This is a genomic window from Pseudalkalibacillus hwajinpoensis (genome assembly GCF_039851965.1).
GTDB lineage: Bacteria > Bacillota > Bacilli > Bacillales > Guptibacillaceae > Guptibacillus > Guptibacillus hwajinpoensis_E.
Window position 1 is genome coordinate 205,805 of record NZ_CP156674.1, and the last position, 15,172, is coordinate 220,976.

A 15,172-nucleotide genomic window follows, 5' to 3' on the forward strand; every position below is an offset into this window, starting at 1 on the left:
CATCTCATTCGATGCTCGGCTTTTTCTAATAAATTACTCTATTTTCTTCGTTATTTCTGCTTGCCAATGTAGCCTGTTTAATCTCTTCAGGACACACAGTAGGATGGTCTACTACTGGAGTTCTTCAAAATACTCTTTGTAAAACCCGCCTACTTTACCACTATTGTCAATAACGAACAAAAATTCTTCCGTTTCATTCTTAACTTCATACGTCTTACCTTCAGTTAAAACTCGGTTTACTAAATACTTTTTGGCATCCGTATGTACGCATTTAACATTCTTTATTGTCGGTGCATCTTTCCATAATTGATGAATCAATCTCAGCACTCCTTTCATTTCAGCTTCTATTTTACACCAGAAAATGCTTCAATTAAAGCTTGACACCATCATGATTCAAAATGAAAGACGGTTGAATCTCCTACAGGTCTATAACCTATTTTCATATAAATAGAATTGGATGTCGGATTCGATAAGTCCGTATAGAGACTGCAAAACTGATAGCCTCTATCTAAAAGAGACTGACTGAGCTTCGCTACACAAGCTGAGGCATATCCCCTTTTCTCAAATTCAGGTGGAGTGTAAACAAAGTTTACAGTCATCCCATTTATAGTCGGTCTCGTTTGATTTGCCATAGAAACTACCTGTCCATTATTTTCCCACAGGACTACGCTTTGCTCTTCAATAAACTGATTAGCCCGTTCTTTGCTTTCTTCAGTGGAAGCAGGCTGTCCCATTGCTACAGTAAATTCCCTTATCCACCGGGTTAATAGCTGATGGTCTGTATCCCTTGCAGTTCGTATTGTGCCCTGTACTTGTTTCGGGAAGACAACTTTATCCAGCTGATAAATTCTCTGATTCATATGAACTTTTCTTGGTCGGTTAGATAATTTGCTATAATGATCTGAAAACCTCTCAACAAGTTGCCTTTCTCCTAAAACCCCGGGAAGGCTCATTTTCTTACCTATTTCTTCAACTGCAAACCTGATGATGGCTTCATCAATAAGACGATCACCGGCAATTGTTAGGTTATGTGGCGGCGTCTGAATAAGACATAAACGAATCACTCCTAAATCATCTTCAATGGTTGAAACGGATCAGACATCTCTCCCTCTTGCTCGAACCGAACAAGGCGATACAAGATCCCGAGTGGTAAATTATTGAGAGCTTCGTTTCGTTCTAAAAAAGACTGGACGTGTGACATAAATACAGATGGTTGTCTAAAGATTTTTAGCTGCACCTTATCCCCCGCTTACATGATGGATTAGTTTATAAGATTCTTGATTCTGATGGAGCTTTCACATGATGAAGAAAAGAACCTGAATCATTGAGATTCAGGTTCTCGTTCTTTTTTATCCTTCTAGAAGAAGCTGCTCTGGATCTTCCAAAAGTTCTTTAATTTTAGCAAGGAAGCTAACTGCTTCACCGCCGTCAACGATTCGGTGATCATATGAAAGTGCAATATACATCATCGGACGATTTTCCATATGCTCCTGGTCAATTGCAACCGGACGCCACTGGATTTTATGCATCCCAAGTATCCCAACCTGTGGAGCATTTAATATTGGAGTGGAAAGCATTGATCCGAAAATACCACCATTTGTGATCGTGAACGAACCGCCTTGAAGCTCATCAAGCTTCAGCTTGTTGTCACGTGCTTTCTTCGCAAGGTTACCGATTTCCTGCTCAATTCCAGCAAATGAAAGCTTGTCCGCACCTCGAACAACTGGCACAACAAGACCTTCTTCAGCACCAACTGCGATACCAATATCATAGAACTTTTTCAGAACGATGTCTGTCTCCTGAATTTCTGCATTTAGACGTGGATACTTCTTAAGAGCACCAACGACTGCTTTTGTAAAGAAGGACATAAAACCTAATTTCACATCATTGTCTTCAAGAAACTTATCTTTACGACGTTTACGAAGTTCCATAATCGCGGTCATATCTACTTCATTAAAAGTTGTCAGCATCGCAGCGGTATGCTGAACTTCTACAAGACGTTTTGCGATTGTTTGACGGCGACGAGACATTTTCACTCGTTCAACCGGTTTACCATCGTTAGCGTCAGATTTCTTTTCTTGCTTTTCCTGTTTATTTTCCTGCTTTGGAGCTTCTTTTTGATTCCCTTTTTCTGCATGTGCTTTTACGTCGTCAGGACGAACACGACCAAGTGGATCACGTGTTTCAACACTATTAAGATCAATCCCGAGTTCACGAGCAAGCTTTCTAGCTGAAGGAGAAGCTACTGTACGTCCATTTTCAGATTTCTCTTCATGCTCAGGAGCTGCATGTGCTGATGCTTCATCATCAGATTTTGCTTCTTCAGGGGGTTCTTTTTCTTCTTTCTTTTCATCAGTCTTTTCAGAGCTTTCTTCTTTCTCCTCAGATTCAGAAGAAGCGCCTTCACCGCCGCCTAGATAAGCAATGATTTCACCTACTTCTACGTTATCACCGGGCTCTTTTAAAAGCTCCTTGATTACGCCATCATTCTCAGCGCTAACTTCAATGTTTACTTTATCTGTTTCTAACTCAACGAGGTTGTCACCTTTTTCAACCTTGTCGCCTACTTTGATTAACCATTGTGAGATTGTTCCTTCTGTAATAGATTCAGCTAGTTCTGGTACTTTAACTTCAATCACGACGATTACCTCCTTGATGGGAAACAGTTTTGGATGGCTCTAGTACTTCTTGAATAATACGTTCCTGGTCTTTTTTGTGCACATTTGGCTCTCCGCCAGCAGGACTTGAACGATCTGGTCGACCAACATAGCTGACAGATACGCCTTCAGGAGCTGTTTCATTAATACGAGGAGAAATATAATTCCAAGACCCCATATTTCTAGGCTCTTCCTGCAACCAAATAATTTCTTTTACGTTAGCATAACGTTCAAATATATTTTTAACCTCATCGAGTGGGAAAGGATAAAGCTGTTCCACCCTTAACACATGAAGCCAATCCAAATTATCTTCTGAAGATTCAATTTCTGCTGCAAGGTCCACTGCAACCTTACCAGTACAAAGCACAATACGCTCTACCTTATCTTTCTTCTCACCTAACCCAGCTTGTTCAACCACACTCAAAAATTGCCCCTGGCTAAATTCGAAACCAGGTGAAGATGTACGCTGATTACGAAGAAGACTCTTTGGCGTCATGATGACAAGAGGTCGAACTTCCTGTTTTTCAAGGATTGCTGCCTGTCTCCGTAAAATGTGGAAATATTGTGCAGCGCTTGTCAGGTTTGCAACTGTCCAGTTGTTTTCAGCAGCGAGTGTTAAGAAGCGTTCAACTCTTCCGCTTGAATGTTCAGGTCCCTGACCTTCATAGCCATGAGGAAGCAGAAGTACCATTCCAGACTTTTGTCCCCACTTTGCTCGACCAGCTGAAACGAACTGATCAAAAATGACCTGTGCCGCATTCGCGAAATCACCGTATTGCGCTTCCCAAATAACAAGCGTTTCAGGTGCAAATACGTTATAGCCATACTCAAATCCAACTACTGAAGCCTCTGATAACGGGCTATTATGAATTGCGAATGAAGATACTGCTTGTGGCAGTTCATGAAGCGGACAGAACGTTTCACCCGTTTCTTTATCGTGAAGTACTAAATGACGTTGGGCGAAAGTGCCTCGCTGTGAATCTTGTCCTGTGATTCGAATCGGCGTACCGTCACCGAGGATCGATGCAAACGCAAGGGTTTCACCAAGTGCCCAGTCCACTTTGCCACCTTCTTCTAACATATCAAGCCTGCGTTTCAAAATACGCTCAAGCTTCGGATAAACGTTGAATCCATCAGGACGAACGAGCAGCTTGTCATTAATGTCTTTCAATGTTTCAAGAGGAATAGCCGTTTCAATAGCCGGGATTCCTTTGACAATTTCCTTCGGAGGCTGTAATTCTTGTACTTCGCCGCTATTGTCTGCACCTTTAGCTACTTTATCGTACTCTTCCTGCAACTCTCCAAGCACCTGCTCATCAAGCTTTTCGCCCTGGCCGGATTCAATTACCTTTTGTTCTGTAAGGTATTCTGCATAGCGAGCTCTAACTGTTGGATGGTTTTTGATTTTTTCATATAAATGTGGCTGAGTTACAGCAGGATCATCCATTTCGTTATGACCAAATCTTCTATAACCAATCAAATCGATTAGAAAGTCTTTATTAAACTTCATTCGATACTCATAAGCAAGATGCATTGCAGCTAAGCATGCTTCTGGATCATCAGCGTTTACATGAACGATCGGAATTTCATAACCCTTCGCAAGATCACTCGCATATTTCGTTGAACGAGAATCCGTGCTTTCTGTCGTGAATCCGAGCTGATTATTGGCAATAATATGGATAGTTCCACCTGTATGATAGCCTTTAAGCTGGCTTAAATTCAGCGTCTCTGCTACAACGCCTTCCCCAGGAAATGCAGCGTCTCCATGAATTAATATAGCAAATGACTTACGGAAGTCCTGTTTTGGTTCTCCCTTTTCATCTCGCGTTTCCTGTGCTGCTCGGGCATACCCTTCAACAACAGGATCTACAAATTCAAGGTGACTCGGGTTGTTCGCAAGTGTGACGGTTGCTTCAGCTGTTTCAGAGCCTTCGAACTTACGGTCGGCACCCATATGATATTTAACGTCACCTGTCCAACCATAGTTAATTCCCATTGAACCTTCTGAAGGAACTAGCTCTTTATTAGGGGCATGGTGGAATTCTGAAAAAATCTTTTCATAAGGCTTGTTCAAAACGTGCGCTAGGACATTTAACCTCCCACGGTGCGCCATACCAATCATGACGTTTTTAGCGCCATCGCTTGACCCGCATTTAATAACATCATCAAGCATTGGTACCATTGCATCAACACCTTCAATTGAAAAGCGCTTCTGGCCAACAAAGGTTTTGTGAAGGAACTTTTCGAATCCTTCTACTTCTGTTAACCGGCGAAGAAGAGCTTTCCGATCGTCATCTGTCAACGTACGGCTTACAGAGTCATTCTCAACCATTTCATCGAGCCATTTACGTTCATCTTCTGCGTGAACGTGAGAAAATTCATAGGACAGAGATTTCGTATATAGGTCCTGCAAGCGTTGGATGGCTTCGTATCCATTCGACAACTCAGAAGGTGCTTTTTCCCAAATGATATTAGCAGGAATCGCTTTCAAGTCTTCTGAAGAAAGACCGTATTTCTCTGGTGTCATAAAATCAAGATAAGACTTTTCATCTTTTAATGGATTAATAGCTGCTGCTAAATGACCATATGTACGAATCTTGTCGGCAAGTTTAACGGCAGATATAACTTTTTTGAGGTTACCCGGTTGAGAGTTGGTTTCAACAGCGCTATCTGATGTTGGAGGTGGTCCCCACTGATCAAATTTCTGGCGCATGTCCGGATCAACTGACTCCGGGTCTTCCTGATATTTTTCATATAATTCAATGGCATAGCCAAGGTTTGGTCCATAAAATTCTTGCCATGGGTGTTCCACTCTGGACTGTTTGATATTCAAAGCATGCAACCTCCCTGCTGCGTTTAAACTCGTTTCATAAACATTATTAAAGCTTCATTACTTGTTCTTTACACTCTTTTAATCATTTAAAACCTCATTATTAAAAAAACGCTTACATTGATATTTTAGCATAGTGTAGGGATTCTCACAAAACTTTCAAGCAATTCCCCAAAAAAAATTTCCTAGTAAAATGAATTCCAAGAAAAATTTTTCGAATATTAACACAGTGCAATACTAAATTACCACAAAGAGTAACTATAGTGAATACAAAATAGTGATTTTATGCCATTGAAGTTAAAAAGAATCGGTTTACATCAAAAAAGCAACCTGCATGAGGTCGCTTCTATTACTTTTTTACTTTTAAGGTGTGAGTATTAGCTTTCCTTTTGTCACTCTACCTTGAAGCATACGATGAACATCTGCTGCTTTCTCAAGGTCAAATACCCCACCAATAGTTAGTTTTAATTCTCCACTTTTCATATAAGCCAGCAATTCCTCAAGACTCTTTTGATAAAGAGCTGGTTTTTTCATCATCTGCCGAAGGAAAAAGCCGACGACTGATTGGTTTTTCTCCATTAAGGAGGATGGATAAAAGCGACTTTGTTCTCCGCTTGCAACTCCGTAAATGACCAATCTCCCAAAAGGAGCAAGACACTTTAATGATTTTCTGAATACTTCACCGCCCGCCATTTCAAGAATGACGTCCACTCCTTTGCTATCTGTCGCTTTTAACACTTCTTCTTCCCAGCCTTCTTTTGTATAATCAATCGTTACGTCAGCACCCATCTCCGAAGCAAGCTGCCTTTTTTCTTCACTACTAGCAGTTCCAATGATTGTTTTTGCTCCCCAGAGTCTTGCCAGTTGAACCGCAATCGTACCAACACCACCAGCGGCAGCATGAATCAAAACCGTATCTCCAATATTGAACTGCCCCATCGTTTTGAGCGTATGGTATGCACTTAACCCCTGTAGAGGGAGAGCGACAGCATATTGAGGATCCACTCCATCTGGAATTGGAATTAAACCACGCTCATCTGCAAGCGTATATTCAGCATAACCTGTCGCGTTTTTTTTGTACCCAATTAGGTTATTACAGAAGATCCCGGTTTCACAGAAGTGACGTTCTCACCAACTGACTTTACGACCCCAGCCACTTCAGAACCAGGTACATAAGGAAGTGGTGTATCTACAACGTATTGTCCCTCTCTCCTAGCGGTATCTGCATAATTAACCCCAATGGCTTGAATTTCGATTAAAACATCATGCCCTCTGGGTATAGGAACATCCATTTCGATAACCTTCAAAACATCAGGACCCCCAAATTCCGATAATTGAATCGCCTTCATTATTCTTCCCCCCTTCTCTAACTAACCAGTCAGTATGTAATGTGCTATTACTATACGACAATTATCTTGAATTTTCAAACTTTAAATTAAAAAAAGTGCGCTCTTTGCGCACTTCATAGTTGTATCAAGCCTTCGACAACTGTATGAACTAATATGTCTAAATCTTTTTCTTCTATTGTTAACGGTGGTGCCATGGTTAATACGTTGTTATAACCTGCTACCGTGTCGCCATTTTTGCCAATAATGACGTGATGGGACTTGCAATAGCCAATTACTTTGTTCAGTTCAGAAACACCAAGTGGCTTCTTAGTCGCTCGATCCTCAACAAGTTCAATTCCAACCAGCAATCCTTTCCCTCTAATATCACCAACAAGGGGATGAGAAGAAAGGCGATTTTCCAACTCTTTCTTCAGCTTTTCTCCTAGATCTCTCGATCTGTCGAAAAGTTTTTCTGTTTCCATGATTTCTAAATTCTTTAAAGCGAGTGCACATGAAGCTGGATTGCCACCAAACGTATTAATATGCCTAAAATGGTCATACTCTAGTTTTCCTTTAAAAGCTTCATACACTTCTTCTTTAACAGCAGTTGCTGATAATGGTAAGTAGCCGCTTGTTAACCCCTTTGCCATTGTGACGATATCTGGCTTAACGTCATAATTCATGAACCCAAACGGTTTACCTGTTCTTCCAAAGCCACAGATCACTTCATCACAAATGAGGAGAGCACCGTGTTTTTCACACACTTCTTGGACAGATTTCATGTACTCACGCTGAGGCATGATTATTCCACCACCCGTAATGATCGGCTCCATGATCATCGCAGCTACTGTTTCGCTTAGTTCCCATGTCATCATGTCATCAACCGCTTTTACAGACTGAAGTTTACCGTCTATATCAGGGGCATCCCGGTACGTATCAGGTGGCTGTACATGTAAAAATCCCTGACCAAGCGGTTCATATTTGTACTTTCGTTGTGCCTGGCCAGTGGCTGCAAGCGATCCCATCGTATTACCATGATAGGCTCGGTATCGTGACACAATTTTGTGACGATGTCCTTCTCCGTTTTGTTCGTGGTATTGCCGCGCGATTTTAAAAGCTGTTTCATTCGCTTCTGAGCCACTATTAGAAAAGAAGATGACATAGCCCCCGCCGAGCATGTCATTTAACTTTTCAGCGAGTTTTATAGCAGGGGCATGTGTCTGAGTTAAAGGATAATAAGAGAGTGTTTTAAGCTGCTCATATGCAGCCTCAGCAAGTTCTTCTCGCCCATATCCGACATTGACACACCAGAGACCTGCCATTGCATCTAAAAACCGATTGCCATCATAGTCGGTGAGCCAGGCGCCTTTTGCTTTCTCAATAACCATTGTAGCTTTTGGATCAAAGGGGCGCATGGCATGCCAGACATACTTTTCATCTTTGCCAGCGAGATTCTCGTGCGCTGTATGCATCTGCTTCACTCCCTTTCTAGTAGTCAAAACGAGTCGTAATCATCTTCCTGCGTGTATAGAAATTGACGCCATCTTTCCCGTTTGCATGTAGATCTCCATAGAAAGAATCCTTCCACCCTGAAAATGGAAAAAATGCCATGGGTGCAGGAACACCAACATTAACACCAAGCATGCCAGCATCAGCTTCCTCGCGGAACTGTCTTATAGCCCCCGCGTCTTTCGAATAGATCGTCGCTCCATTCCCATATCTCGATTTTCGAAGAATGGCTAATGCGTCGTTTAAAGTGTCAGCATGTAATAGACTTAAGACAGGTGCAAATATTTCTTCTTTCGCAATCGTCATATCAACTGTCACTTCATCAAAAATGGTAGGACCGAGGAAATTCCCCTTATTGTTGGAGTCCATTTCTTTTCGTCCATCACGAATTAGGGCTGCACCTTCTTCTAATCCCTTATCGATAAACCAGAGCACTTTTTCACGATGAGACTTTCGAATGACAGGTGTTAATAGCACCTCATCATCCAATCCGTTTCCAAGCTTCAACTCGTCTGCTTTTTCTTTAAGTGCAGAAATGAATTGTTCCCCTGACCCGACAATAACAACCGCACTACATGCCATACAGCGCTGCCCAGCACTTCCAAACGTTGAACTAATAACCTGCTGAACAGCTTTTTCAATATCAGCATCTGGCATCACAATGTGATGATTTTTTGCACCTGAAAGTGCCTGCACACGTTTCCCTCTTGAAGCAGCCTGTTCATATACATATTTCGCTACAGGTTGTGAACCGACGAACGAAATTGCTTTCACATCATCATGTTCAATTAGTCCATTGACCACATCATGTGCTCCGTGCACAATATTAAAAACACCTTTAGGTAAACCGGCTTCTGATAATAACTCTGCCATACGGTTAGCTAGAATGGGTGTGCGTTCAGATGGTTTTAACACAAATGTATTTCCACATGCAATCGCAAGAGGGAACATCCAGTGTGGCACCATCATAGGGAAGTTAAATGGTGTGATCCCACCTACGACGCCAACTGGATAGCGAAACATCTCAGAATCAATGCTTTCCGCAATAGTAGACAGATTGTCCCCCATCATTAATGTAGGGGCTCCTGTTGCAAACTCTACACACTCAATGCCGCGAAGTACTTCTCCGTACGCTTCTTTAAAGCTCTTACCGTTCTCTTTCACAATAAGCTCTGCGAGTTCATCATGATGCTTTACAAGTAGTGAATGATAAGCAAAAAGTACTCGTGCTCGCTTTGGCACAGGGACTTTACTCCATGTCTCAAATGCTTCTTTTGCAGCGCTTACAGCCACATCAACATCTTCTTTAGAAGATAACGGCACATAGGCCAAATTTTCTTCTGTAGCAGGGTTTGGTACATCAAGGGTCTCATTACTTCTCGCACTTACCCATTCACCATTTACAAAGTTTTTTAGCACAGCTGTTTCGTTTTTTACGATTGCCATTGCACGCCCTCCTTTGGTTGATTCATACCTTTATTGTAGGGGATGGAGTGGCTAACGTTCATTAGACAAAACGTAACATGGATTAATGCCCCATTGTACACGTTGCACATTTTAGACTTTTCGCTTCAAATACTCGTAAGCATGCAGAGAGAATTCAATTGCCTGTCGCTTTGGTGAGCTCATAAAATCAGAGCCAAGCAACTCTTCTAGCTTTTCAAGTCGATGGTAAAGTGTTTGTCTGACCACATAAAGTTGCTCAGCTGTTTCTTTTTTGGAGCCATTACAACACATATACACCTTAAGTGTATTCAGGAGATTACTATTGTTATTCTCGTCATATTGGATAACTGGAGCAAGATACTCAGACATGAATTCATTTAATTCCTTGCCCCTAGCAAGTTGGAAAATCATCCGGTAAATATGAAAATCGGTATGGTAAATGACTTTTGATGACTGAATGGAAAGCTTATCGTTCATTGTTAGTGTCTCTAACGATGAATCATAACTTTTATGCATCTCTTTCAAAAGACGCACATGCTTCCCTACACCGATCTGCACAACTTCTGGTACGGTTTCCTTTTGCAAAATATCACTTATCATAAAGCGATTGAAAGCTTCACGTATACGATCCATGAGGTTAACCTCATCTCTTCTATTTAAAACGATGATAATAAGTTTGTTCCGAGTCGTAAGGGATAGTATAAAAAAACCCTCCTGTTCAAATACCGAACGCATAAGCAACATAAAATAGGTGATCTGTGAAGAGGTGTACGCATCAAGCTGCTTCTTGAATTTGCATGTACATACTTGAAGACCACGGGGAATAAGCGATTCATCCATATCAACAAGATAAGAAAGAATTTTTTCTTCAGAGTGTTTCCCTTCAAGCCAGTCATATAGCCATTCCGTTTCAAGTGCTCGTTTTTTCTCTTCAATGTAAAGTTCACGCAGTAGAAATTGGGAAATAGCTGTAGCACTTCGATCAAGGAGAAGCATGTCATAATCTGAAACTGATGTATGCCTGCCTGGAACAAGAATTAAATTAGCAAAGTGATAGTCCATGGCGCGCACATGTTGCAGGACTAACCCTTTACCTTCAGGTTGAAATGTCAGGAAATGCAGAAAAATTTCTTTCTTCTCTTCTGTTGCTTCCGGCGCAAAAATTGGTTCAGCTTCTTTCGGTATATAAATGACTTGCATCCCTGTTTTCTCAGCGAGAAAGGATAGAATCTTATAAAGACTGCCTGGTGCGAGTAGAAGATTATTTAGCTCTTGAGAAAACTGTTCAAGATTGGAAATCATCTGATAGTGGTGTGCGATTAAGAGGGAGTGAAGGTCCTGGGTAATATCAACAAATCGTACTTCTTTCTTAAAGACAATGATGGGAAACTGGTGCTGTTCAGCAAGTTCAAGTATTTCTGATGGGATCTGGTCCATATATGTACCAATTTCAATGCAAAGACCGGCTGCTTTGCTTTGAATTAATTGCTTTACGATCGATAGAAATACCTTCACATTATCTTTCCATACAAATCCGGTTGATAGAATTAATTCTTCACCGTCTAGTAGTTGCTTCACGCTGGTGACTTCCATCACATGAACCCATTTTATTCTCCTATCTAATCCCCCTCTACCAGCGATGACAGTAGCATGACGAAAATGTTCTCTTTCTAGCACTTCATGTACTGTTAAACTGGTCATTCGCAGCATCATACCACACCCCTATTCTAGAAATTATGTACTTTTATCTAACCATGAAGAGCTTCTTTTGAGGAAAATTCCGGAAGATAATCTTTCAGTATCCCTTATGACAGCGCTTACATCTTTTAAGAATTACTTTACTACAACATGTTATGGTTTTCTACTGATTCTCTAATATACGACATAAATAGCTATAAACCTTGGTTTCTCTTGGTTACTTTATATGTCTAGTACGGTAAATGAAATTTAATATGACTATAAAAAAAACCGGGCTATTGCCCGGCCTCCATCTCCCACTCATACTCATCTAAAAGCTCCATTAAAAAGTGGTATTGCTTTTTACTACGGAAATCTCCTTCCTTCCAATTCGCCCTAATCCAGGTGGTTAGCTCCTCGGCAGAATTAAAAATCTCACCACTTGTATCCGCTTTTCGAATCATATACCTGCCATTTTCCTCGTCGATGGTTACCTCACACGGATACGCACTATCTTTAGAATACAAATTGTATTCCATTATGATCCTCCCTCTCTATGAAACTGACTGAATTTGCTTTAATAAAAGCGCTGAGAAGTATTTTCTCCCATCTGCCGTTTGAATATGAAGGGTTTCAGTTGATTCTTCTTCTGAATTCTTATCTTTTAGCTTAAACTCAATAAAAGCCCCGCTTAGATTTTCTGTAATACCATGGATTCGATACCCTCGATCAATAAAGTAATCGATTTTTTCTCGTTCAATTAAATAATGCTGATGTTCTCTCATACACATTACCTCCCCTATTCAATCGCACTGCCAACCTCTTTAACCGTTTGTACTTCGCTATCGCTTGAGATGATCCAATCCCTTCCAACAGTAATGCCAAGATATTTCTCATCACTCGGCTCTACAATCTCTGCCTGTTCATACTTTTTGAACCACCAGTATTTTGCAAGAACATAGTAAGTACCTGCCCCTACGACAAATCCAACTAGAAATGAGTAGTTAGAAAGAAAATATGCAGCAAGTCCACCAATAATCCATGAAATAAAGCCTGCAGCGTTAACACCACCTGCATAGCGGTATTGGCCGAACTGCTCATACAATTCAGGTACATTGACCCTGCGTTTTCTTAAAACATAATAGTCGCAGAACAAAATGCCAACAATCGCTGATAATATCCCTCCGACAATAAGAAGAATTGGGATTAGAATATTAAACAAGCTCCATGGTTGAACAACTGACCCAACAATCCCTGCAATGAATACACCAGCCCAGAACGGAACTTTTGGACCCCCGACGTTTGAAAAAATCGTCGCGGCTGGAACAAGGTTTGCGGATACATTCGTTGACCACTGGGCGAGAACAATCATAAGTAATAGGACGCCCAGTACTAACCCTGTAGCAGCTTCTTGCAATGCTACAACAGGGTCATAATTTGAAACGGCGATATAGGATACCCCTCCAATAATAACCATAAATGTTTGCGTTACCGGCAGTGCGATCATGCTTCCTACAAGCGTCCCTTTGTTTCGTTTAACCCAGTTTTTCTCAAATTGAGGTGCTTTAATAAAGCGAGAGATTGAAGGAATATCAGCCGCAATGGTTGCCCAGAATCCCATGTTACTAAAAATAACCACCAGGAATGCCGTTACGGCAGCTCCTCCTGTTACAGGGCTCTCAATCCACCCCCATACTTCTCTTCCCTGAGAGATCGCCTGGTCTGAAAGAGAAGCGTACATCCAAACAGAAATAATGATAATGACAGGAGCAGCCAGATCCGCAAATCGTTCAACTGCTTTAATTCCGAGAGCTGTATTTACTAATTGAACCGTTGCGAAAATAAGAAAACAGACGAACCAGTTATCAAAACCAAACAGCACGTTTAGAATTGCATTCATGGCCGTCGCCCCAAAATAAGTATTGATTCCGAACCAGAACGATGCTGCGAGCCCTCTTACAACAGATGGAATATGTGTACCTATTGTTCCGAAAGGGGCCCGCATATATACCGGAAATGAAAGGCCGTGTTCGATTCCAATATCTCCAATAATCGTGATGAATAACCCAATGGCGAGAGTACCAATGATCGTAGCAACTACAACCCAGGTCAATGACAATGACTGAACACCTGCTCCTCCGATCGCAAAAGCTGCAAGTACAACGGCCATTCCGACCCACATCATCGCAAATCCCGTTGTTCCAATTTTTTTGTCTTTGTGCGCAATTGGCAGAAGGTCCGGTGATTTTAAATAGCTTTTCTCTTTTTTCATTGAGTTATCTCCTCTTCTTTCACTTACTGGATCTTCATTGTCCGATCAGAGACGTCAGCCATTTTTCCATACTTTGCTCGTTTCATGTATTTTCCTGTTCCAGGCGTTCCAACAAATTGCTTGTCTTTAATAATGTACTCACCTCGAACAAGAACAGTCTGGGCCTCCCCAGTTACCTCCATTCCTTCAAAAGCATTATAGTCTACTGCCATATGGTGCGTTTCGGCAGATATCGTACGCCTAACACTCGGGTCAAATAGAACAAGATCTGCATCTGCTCCTACGGAAATAGTCCCTTTTTTTGGGAACAGTCCAAACAACTTTGCAGCCTTCGTTGACGTTATGTCTACAAATTGATTTAATGAAATTCTTCCTTTTAGAACACCTTCAGAAAAAAGGATGCTAAATCGATCTTCAATCATTGGTCCACCATTAGGGATTTTCGTAAAATCATCTCTTCCAAGGTCTTTTTGCCCGCTAAAGTCAAATGAGCATTGATCAGATCCAATCGTCTCAAGCTGGCCGGTTCGAAGCGCATTCCAGAGTGCATCCTGGTTCCACTTTTCACGAAGCGGCGGACTCCACACATACTTTGCTCCTTCAAAGTTCGGTTTCTCAAGATACGTTTGATCAAGAACTAGATATTGTGGGCACGTTTCCCCATGGATATCATAGCCTTTGCGTCTTGCTTCTGCTATCTTGTCTGCTGCCTCCTGACAACTTACATGAACGACATAGAGTTGTGATGAGGCAAGACCAGTGAGCTGTGCTGCTCGTCCTGTTGCCTCCCCTTCTACTTCCGGTGGCCTTGTTAACGCATGATAAATCGGTTCAGTTTGACCTTTCGAGAGTGCATCCTTTGTTAAATATTCTATGACATCACCATTTTCAGCATGTACCATTACAAGTGCTCCTAGCTCCTTTGCCGCAAGAAGAGTTCGATAAAGCGTCTCGTCATCCGCCTGAAAAACATTCTTATACGCCATAAACACTTTAAAGGAAGTAATGCCTTCCTGATCAATCACGTCTGGAAGTTGTTCTAACACGCTATCGTTCATTTCACTAATCATTAAATGAAAACTATAATCGAGCACCGATTTATCTTTAGATTTATCATGCCAGGTTTTGATCGCATGAGAGAGAGGCTTCCCCTTTTCAGTTAAGCAAAAATCGATAACAGAGGTTGTGCCACCAAATGCTGCCGCAATTGTCCCGGTTTCAAAATCATCCTTTGAAACTGTTCCACCAAACGGCATTTCAAGATGTGTATGGGGATCAATTCCACCTGGAAATACGTAACGACCGCTCGCATCCACCTCCTCTGCACCTTCTTCTTTCAAATTTGTCCCAATTGAGGCGATTTTTCCGTTAGAAACAAGGATATCCGCTTGATACGTTTCGCTTGCAGTAACAATCGTTCCATTTCGAATGATTTTCTTCATGATCAAATCCT

12 protein-coding genes and 1 pseudogene are annotated in these 15,172 nt (G+C 41.5%); all 13 read right to left on the minus strand.

What is annotated here, in order from left to right; genetic code table 11:
* Window positions 1-111: 111 nt before the first annotated feature.
* The 13 genes and pseudogenes from ABFG93_RS01000 to hydA all read right to left on the minus strand — a co-directional run bounded on the left by ABFG93_RS01000 (window position 112) and on the right by hydA (window position 15,161).
* Window positions 112-318 (minus strand): DUF6501 family protein, encoded by a 207-nt coding sequence (locus ABFG93_RS01000; RefSeq protein ID WP_347550129.1) that lies wholly within the window; start codon window positions 316-318, stop codon window positions 112-114.
* Window positions 319-386: 68 nt separating this feature from the next.
* On the minus strand, window positions 387-1,064 hold the full coding sequence (locus ABFG93_RS01005) for a GNAT family N-acetyltransferase (protein WP_347550130.1): 678 nt from the start codon (window positions 1,062-1,064) through the stop codon (window positions 387-389).
* A gap of 2 nt (window positions 1,065-1,066) precedes the next feature.
* Window positions 1,067-1,237 carry a hypothetical protein gene (locus ABFG93_RS01010; RefSeq protein WP_347550131.1) on the minus strand — a complete coding sequence of 57 codons (171 nt, stop codon included), beginning with the start codon at window positions 1,235-1,237 and terminating at the stop codon, window positions 1,067-1,069.
* A gap of 112 nt (window positions 1,238-1,349) precedes the next feature.
* Entirely contained in the window at window positions 1,350-2,639 is a 1,290-nt protein-coding gene (gene odhB / locus ABFG93_RS01015; protein WP_347550132.1) for a 2-oxoglutarate dehydrogenase complex dihydrolipoyllysine-residue succinyltransferase, read from the minus strand.
* Window positions 2,632-5,490: a 2-oxoglutarate dehydrogenase E1 component gene (locus ABFG93_RS01020; RefSeq protein WP_347550133.1), complete on the minus strand. Its 2,859-nt coding sequence runs from the start codon at window positions 5,488-5,490 to the stop codon at window positions 2,632-2,634. Before ABFG93_RS01020 ends, odhB begins: the two co-directional genes overlap by 8 nt.
* A 360-nt stretch (window positions 5,491-5,850) precedes the next feature.
* Window positions 5,851-6,836 (minus strand): annotated as a pseudogene (locus ABFG93_RS01025) (quinone oxidoreductase family protein).
* Between the two features lie 113 nt (window positions 6,837-6,949).
* Window positions 6,950-8,287, minus strand: a complete 1,338-nt coding sequence (locus ABFG93_RS01030) for an aspartate aminotransferase family protein (protein WP_347550134.1) — start codon at window positions 8,285-8,287, stop codon at window positions 6,950-6,952.
* 16 nt (window positions 8,288-8,303) lie between these two features.
* Window positions 8,304-9,770, minus strand: coding sequence for a CoA-acylating methylmalonate-semialdehyde dehydrogenase (locus tag ABFG93_RS01035; protein WP_347550135.1), 1,467 nt, complete (start codon window positions 9,768-9,770; stop codon window positions 8,304-8,306).
* Window positions 9,771-9,881: 111 nt separating this feature from the next.
* Window positions 9,882-11,483: a PucR family transcriptional regulator gene (locus ABFG93_RS01040; RefSeq protein WP_347550136.1), complete on the minus strand. Its 1,602-nt coding sequence runs from the start codon at window positions 11,481-11,483 to the stop codon at window positions 9,882-9,884.
* A gap of 260 nt (window positions 11,484-11,743) precedes the next feature.
* Entirely contained in the window at window positions 11,744-11,986 is a 243-nt protein-coding gene (locus ABFG93_RS01045; protein WP_347550137.1) for a hypothetical protein, read from the minus strand.
* Window positions 11,987-12,001: 15 nt separating this feature from the next.
* The gene (locus ABFG93_RS01050; RefSeq protein ID WP_347550138.1) at window positions 12,002-12,232 is read right to left on the minus strand and encodes a hypothetical protein; all 231 of its coding nucleotides are present in this window, start codon (window positions 12,230-12,232) and stop codon (window positions 12,002-12,004) included.
* 14 nt (window positions 12,233-12,246) lie between these two features.
* Complete coding sequence (locus ABFG93_RS01055; protein ID WP_347550139.1) at window positions 12,247-13,719, minus strand: NCS1 family transporter; 1,473 nt, start codon at window positions 13,717-13,719, stop codon at window positions 12,247-12,249.
* A 23-nt stretch (window positions 13,720-13,742) separates the two neighbouring features.
* Entirely contained in the window at window positions 13,743-15,161 is a 1,419-nt protein-coding gene (hydA, locus tag ABFG93_RS01060) for a dihydropyrimidinase (RefSeq protein ID WP_347550140.1), read from the minus strand.
* Window positions 15,162-15,172 lie beyond the last annotated feature (11 nt).

Coding starts and splice junctions, on each gene's coding strand:
- ABFG93_RS01030 (WP_347550134.1), bottom strand. CDS start 8,287: ATGCATACAGCGCACGAGAATCTCGCTGGCAAAGATGAAAAGTATGTC.
- ABFG93_RS01035 (WP_347550135.1), bottom strand. CDS start 9,770: ATGGCAATCGTAAAAAACGAAACAGCTGTGCTAAAAAACTTTGTAAAT.
- ABFG93_RS01040 (WP_347550136.1), bottom strand. CDS start 11,483: ATGATGCTGCGAATGACCAGTTTAACAGTACATGAAGTGCTAGAAAGA.
- ABFG93_RS01045 (WP_347550137.1), bottom strand. CDS start 11,986: ATGGAATACAATTTGTATTCTAAAGATAGTGCGTATCCGTGTGAGGTA.
- ABFG93_RS01050 (WP_347550138.1), bottom strand. CDS start 12,232: ATGAGAGAACATCAGCATTATTTAATTGAACGAGAAAAAATCGATTAC.
- ABFG93_RS01055 (WP_347550139.1), bottom strand. CDS start 13,719: ATGAAAAAAGAGAAAAGCTATTTAAAATCACCGGACCTTCTGCCAATT.
- hydA (WP_347550140.1), bottom strand. CDS start 15,161: ATGAAGAAAATCATTCGAAATGGAACGATTGTTACTGCAAGCGAAACG.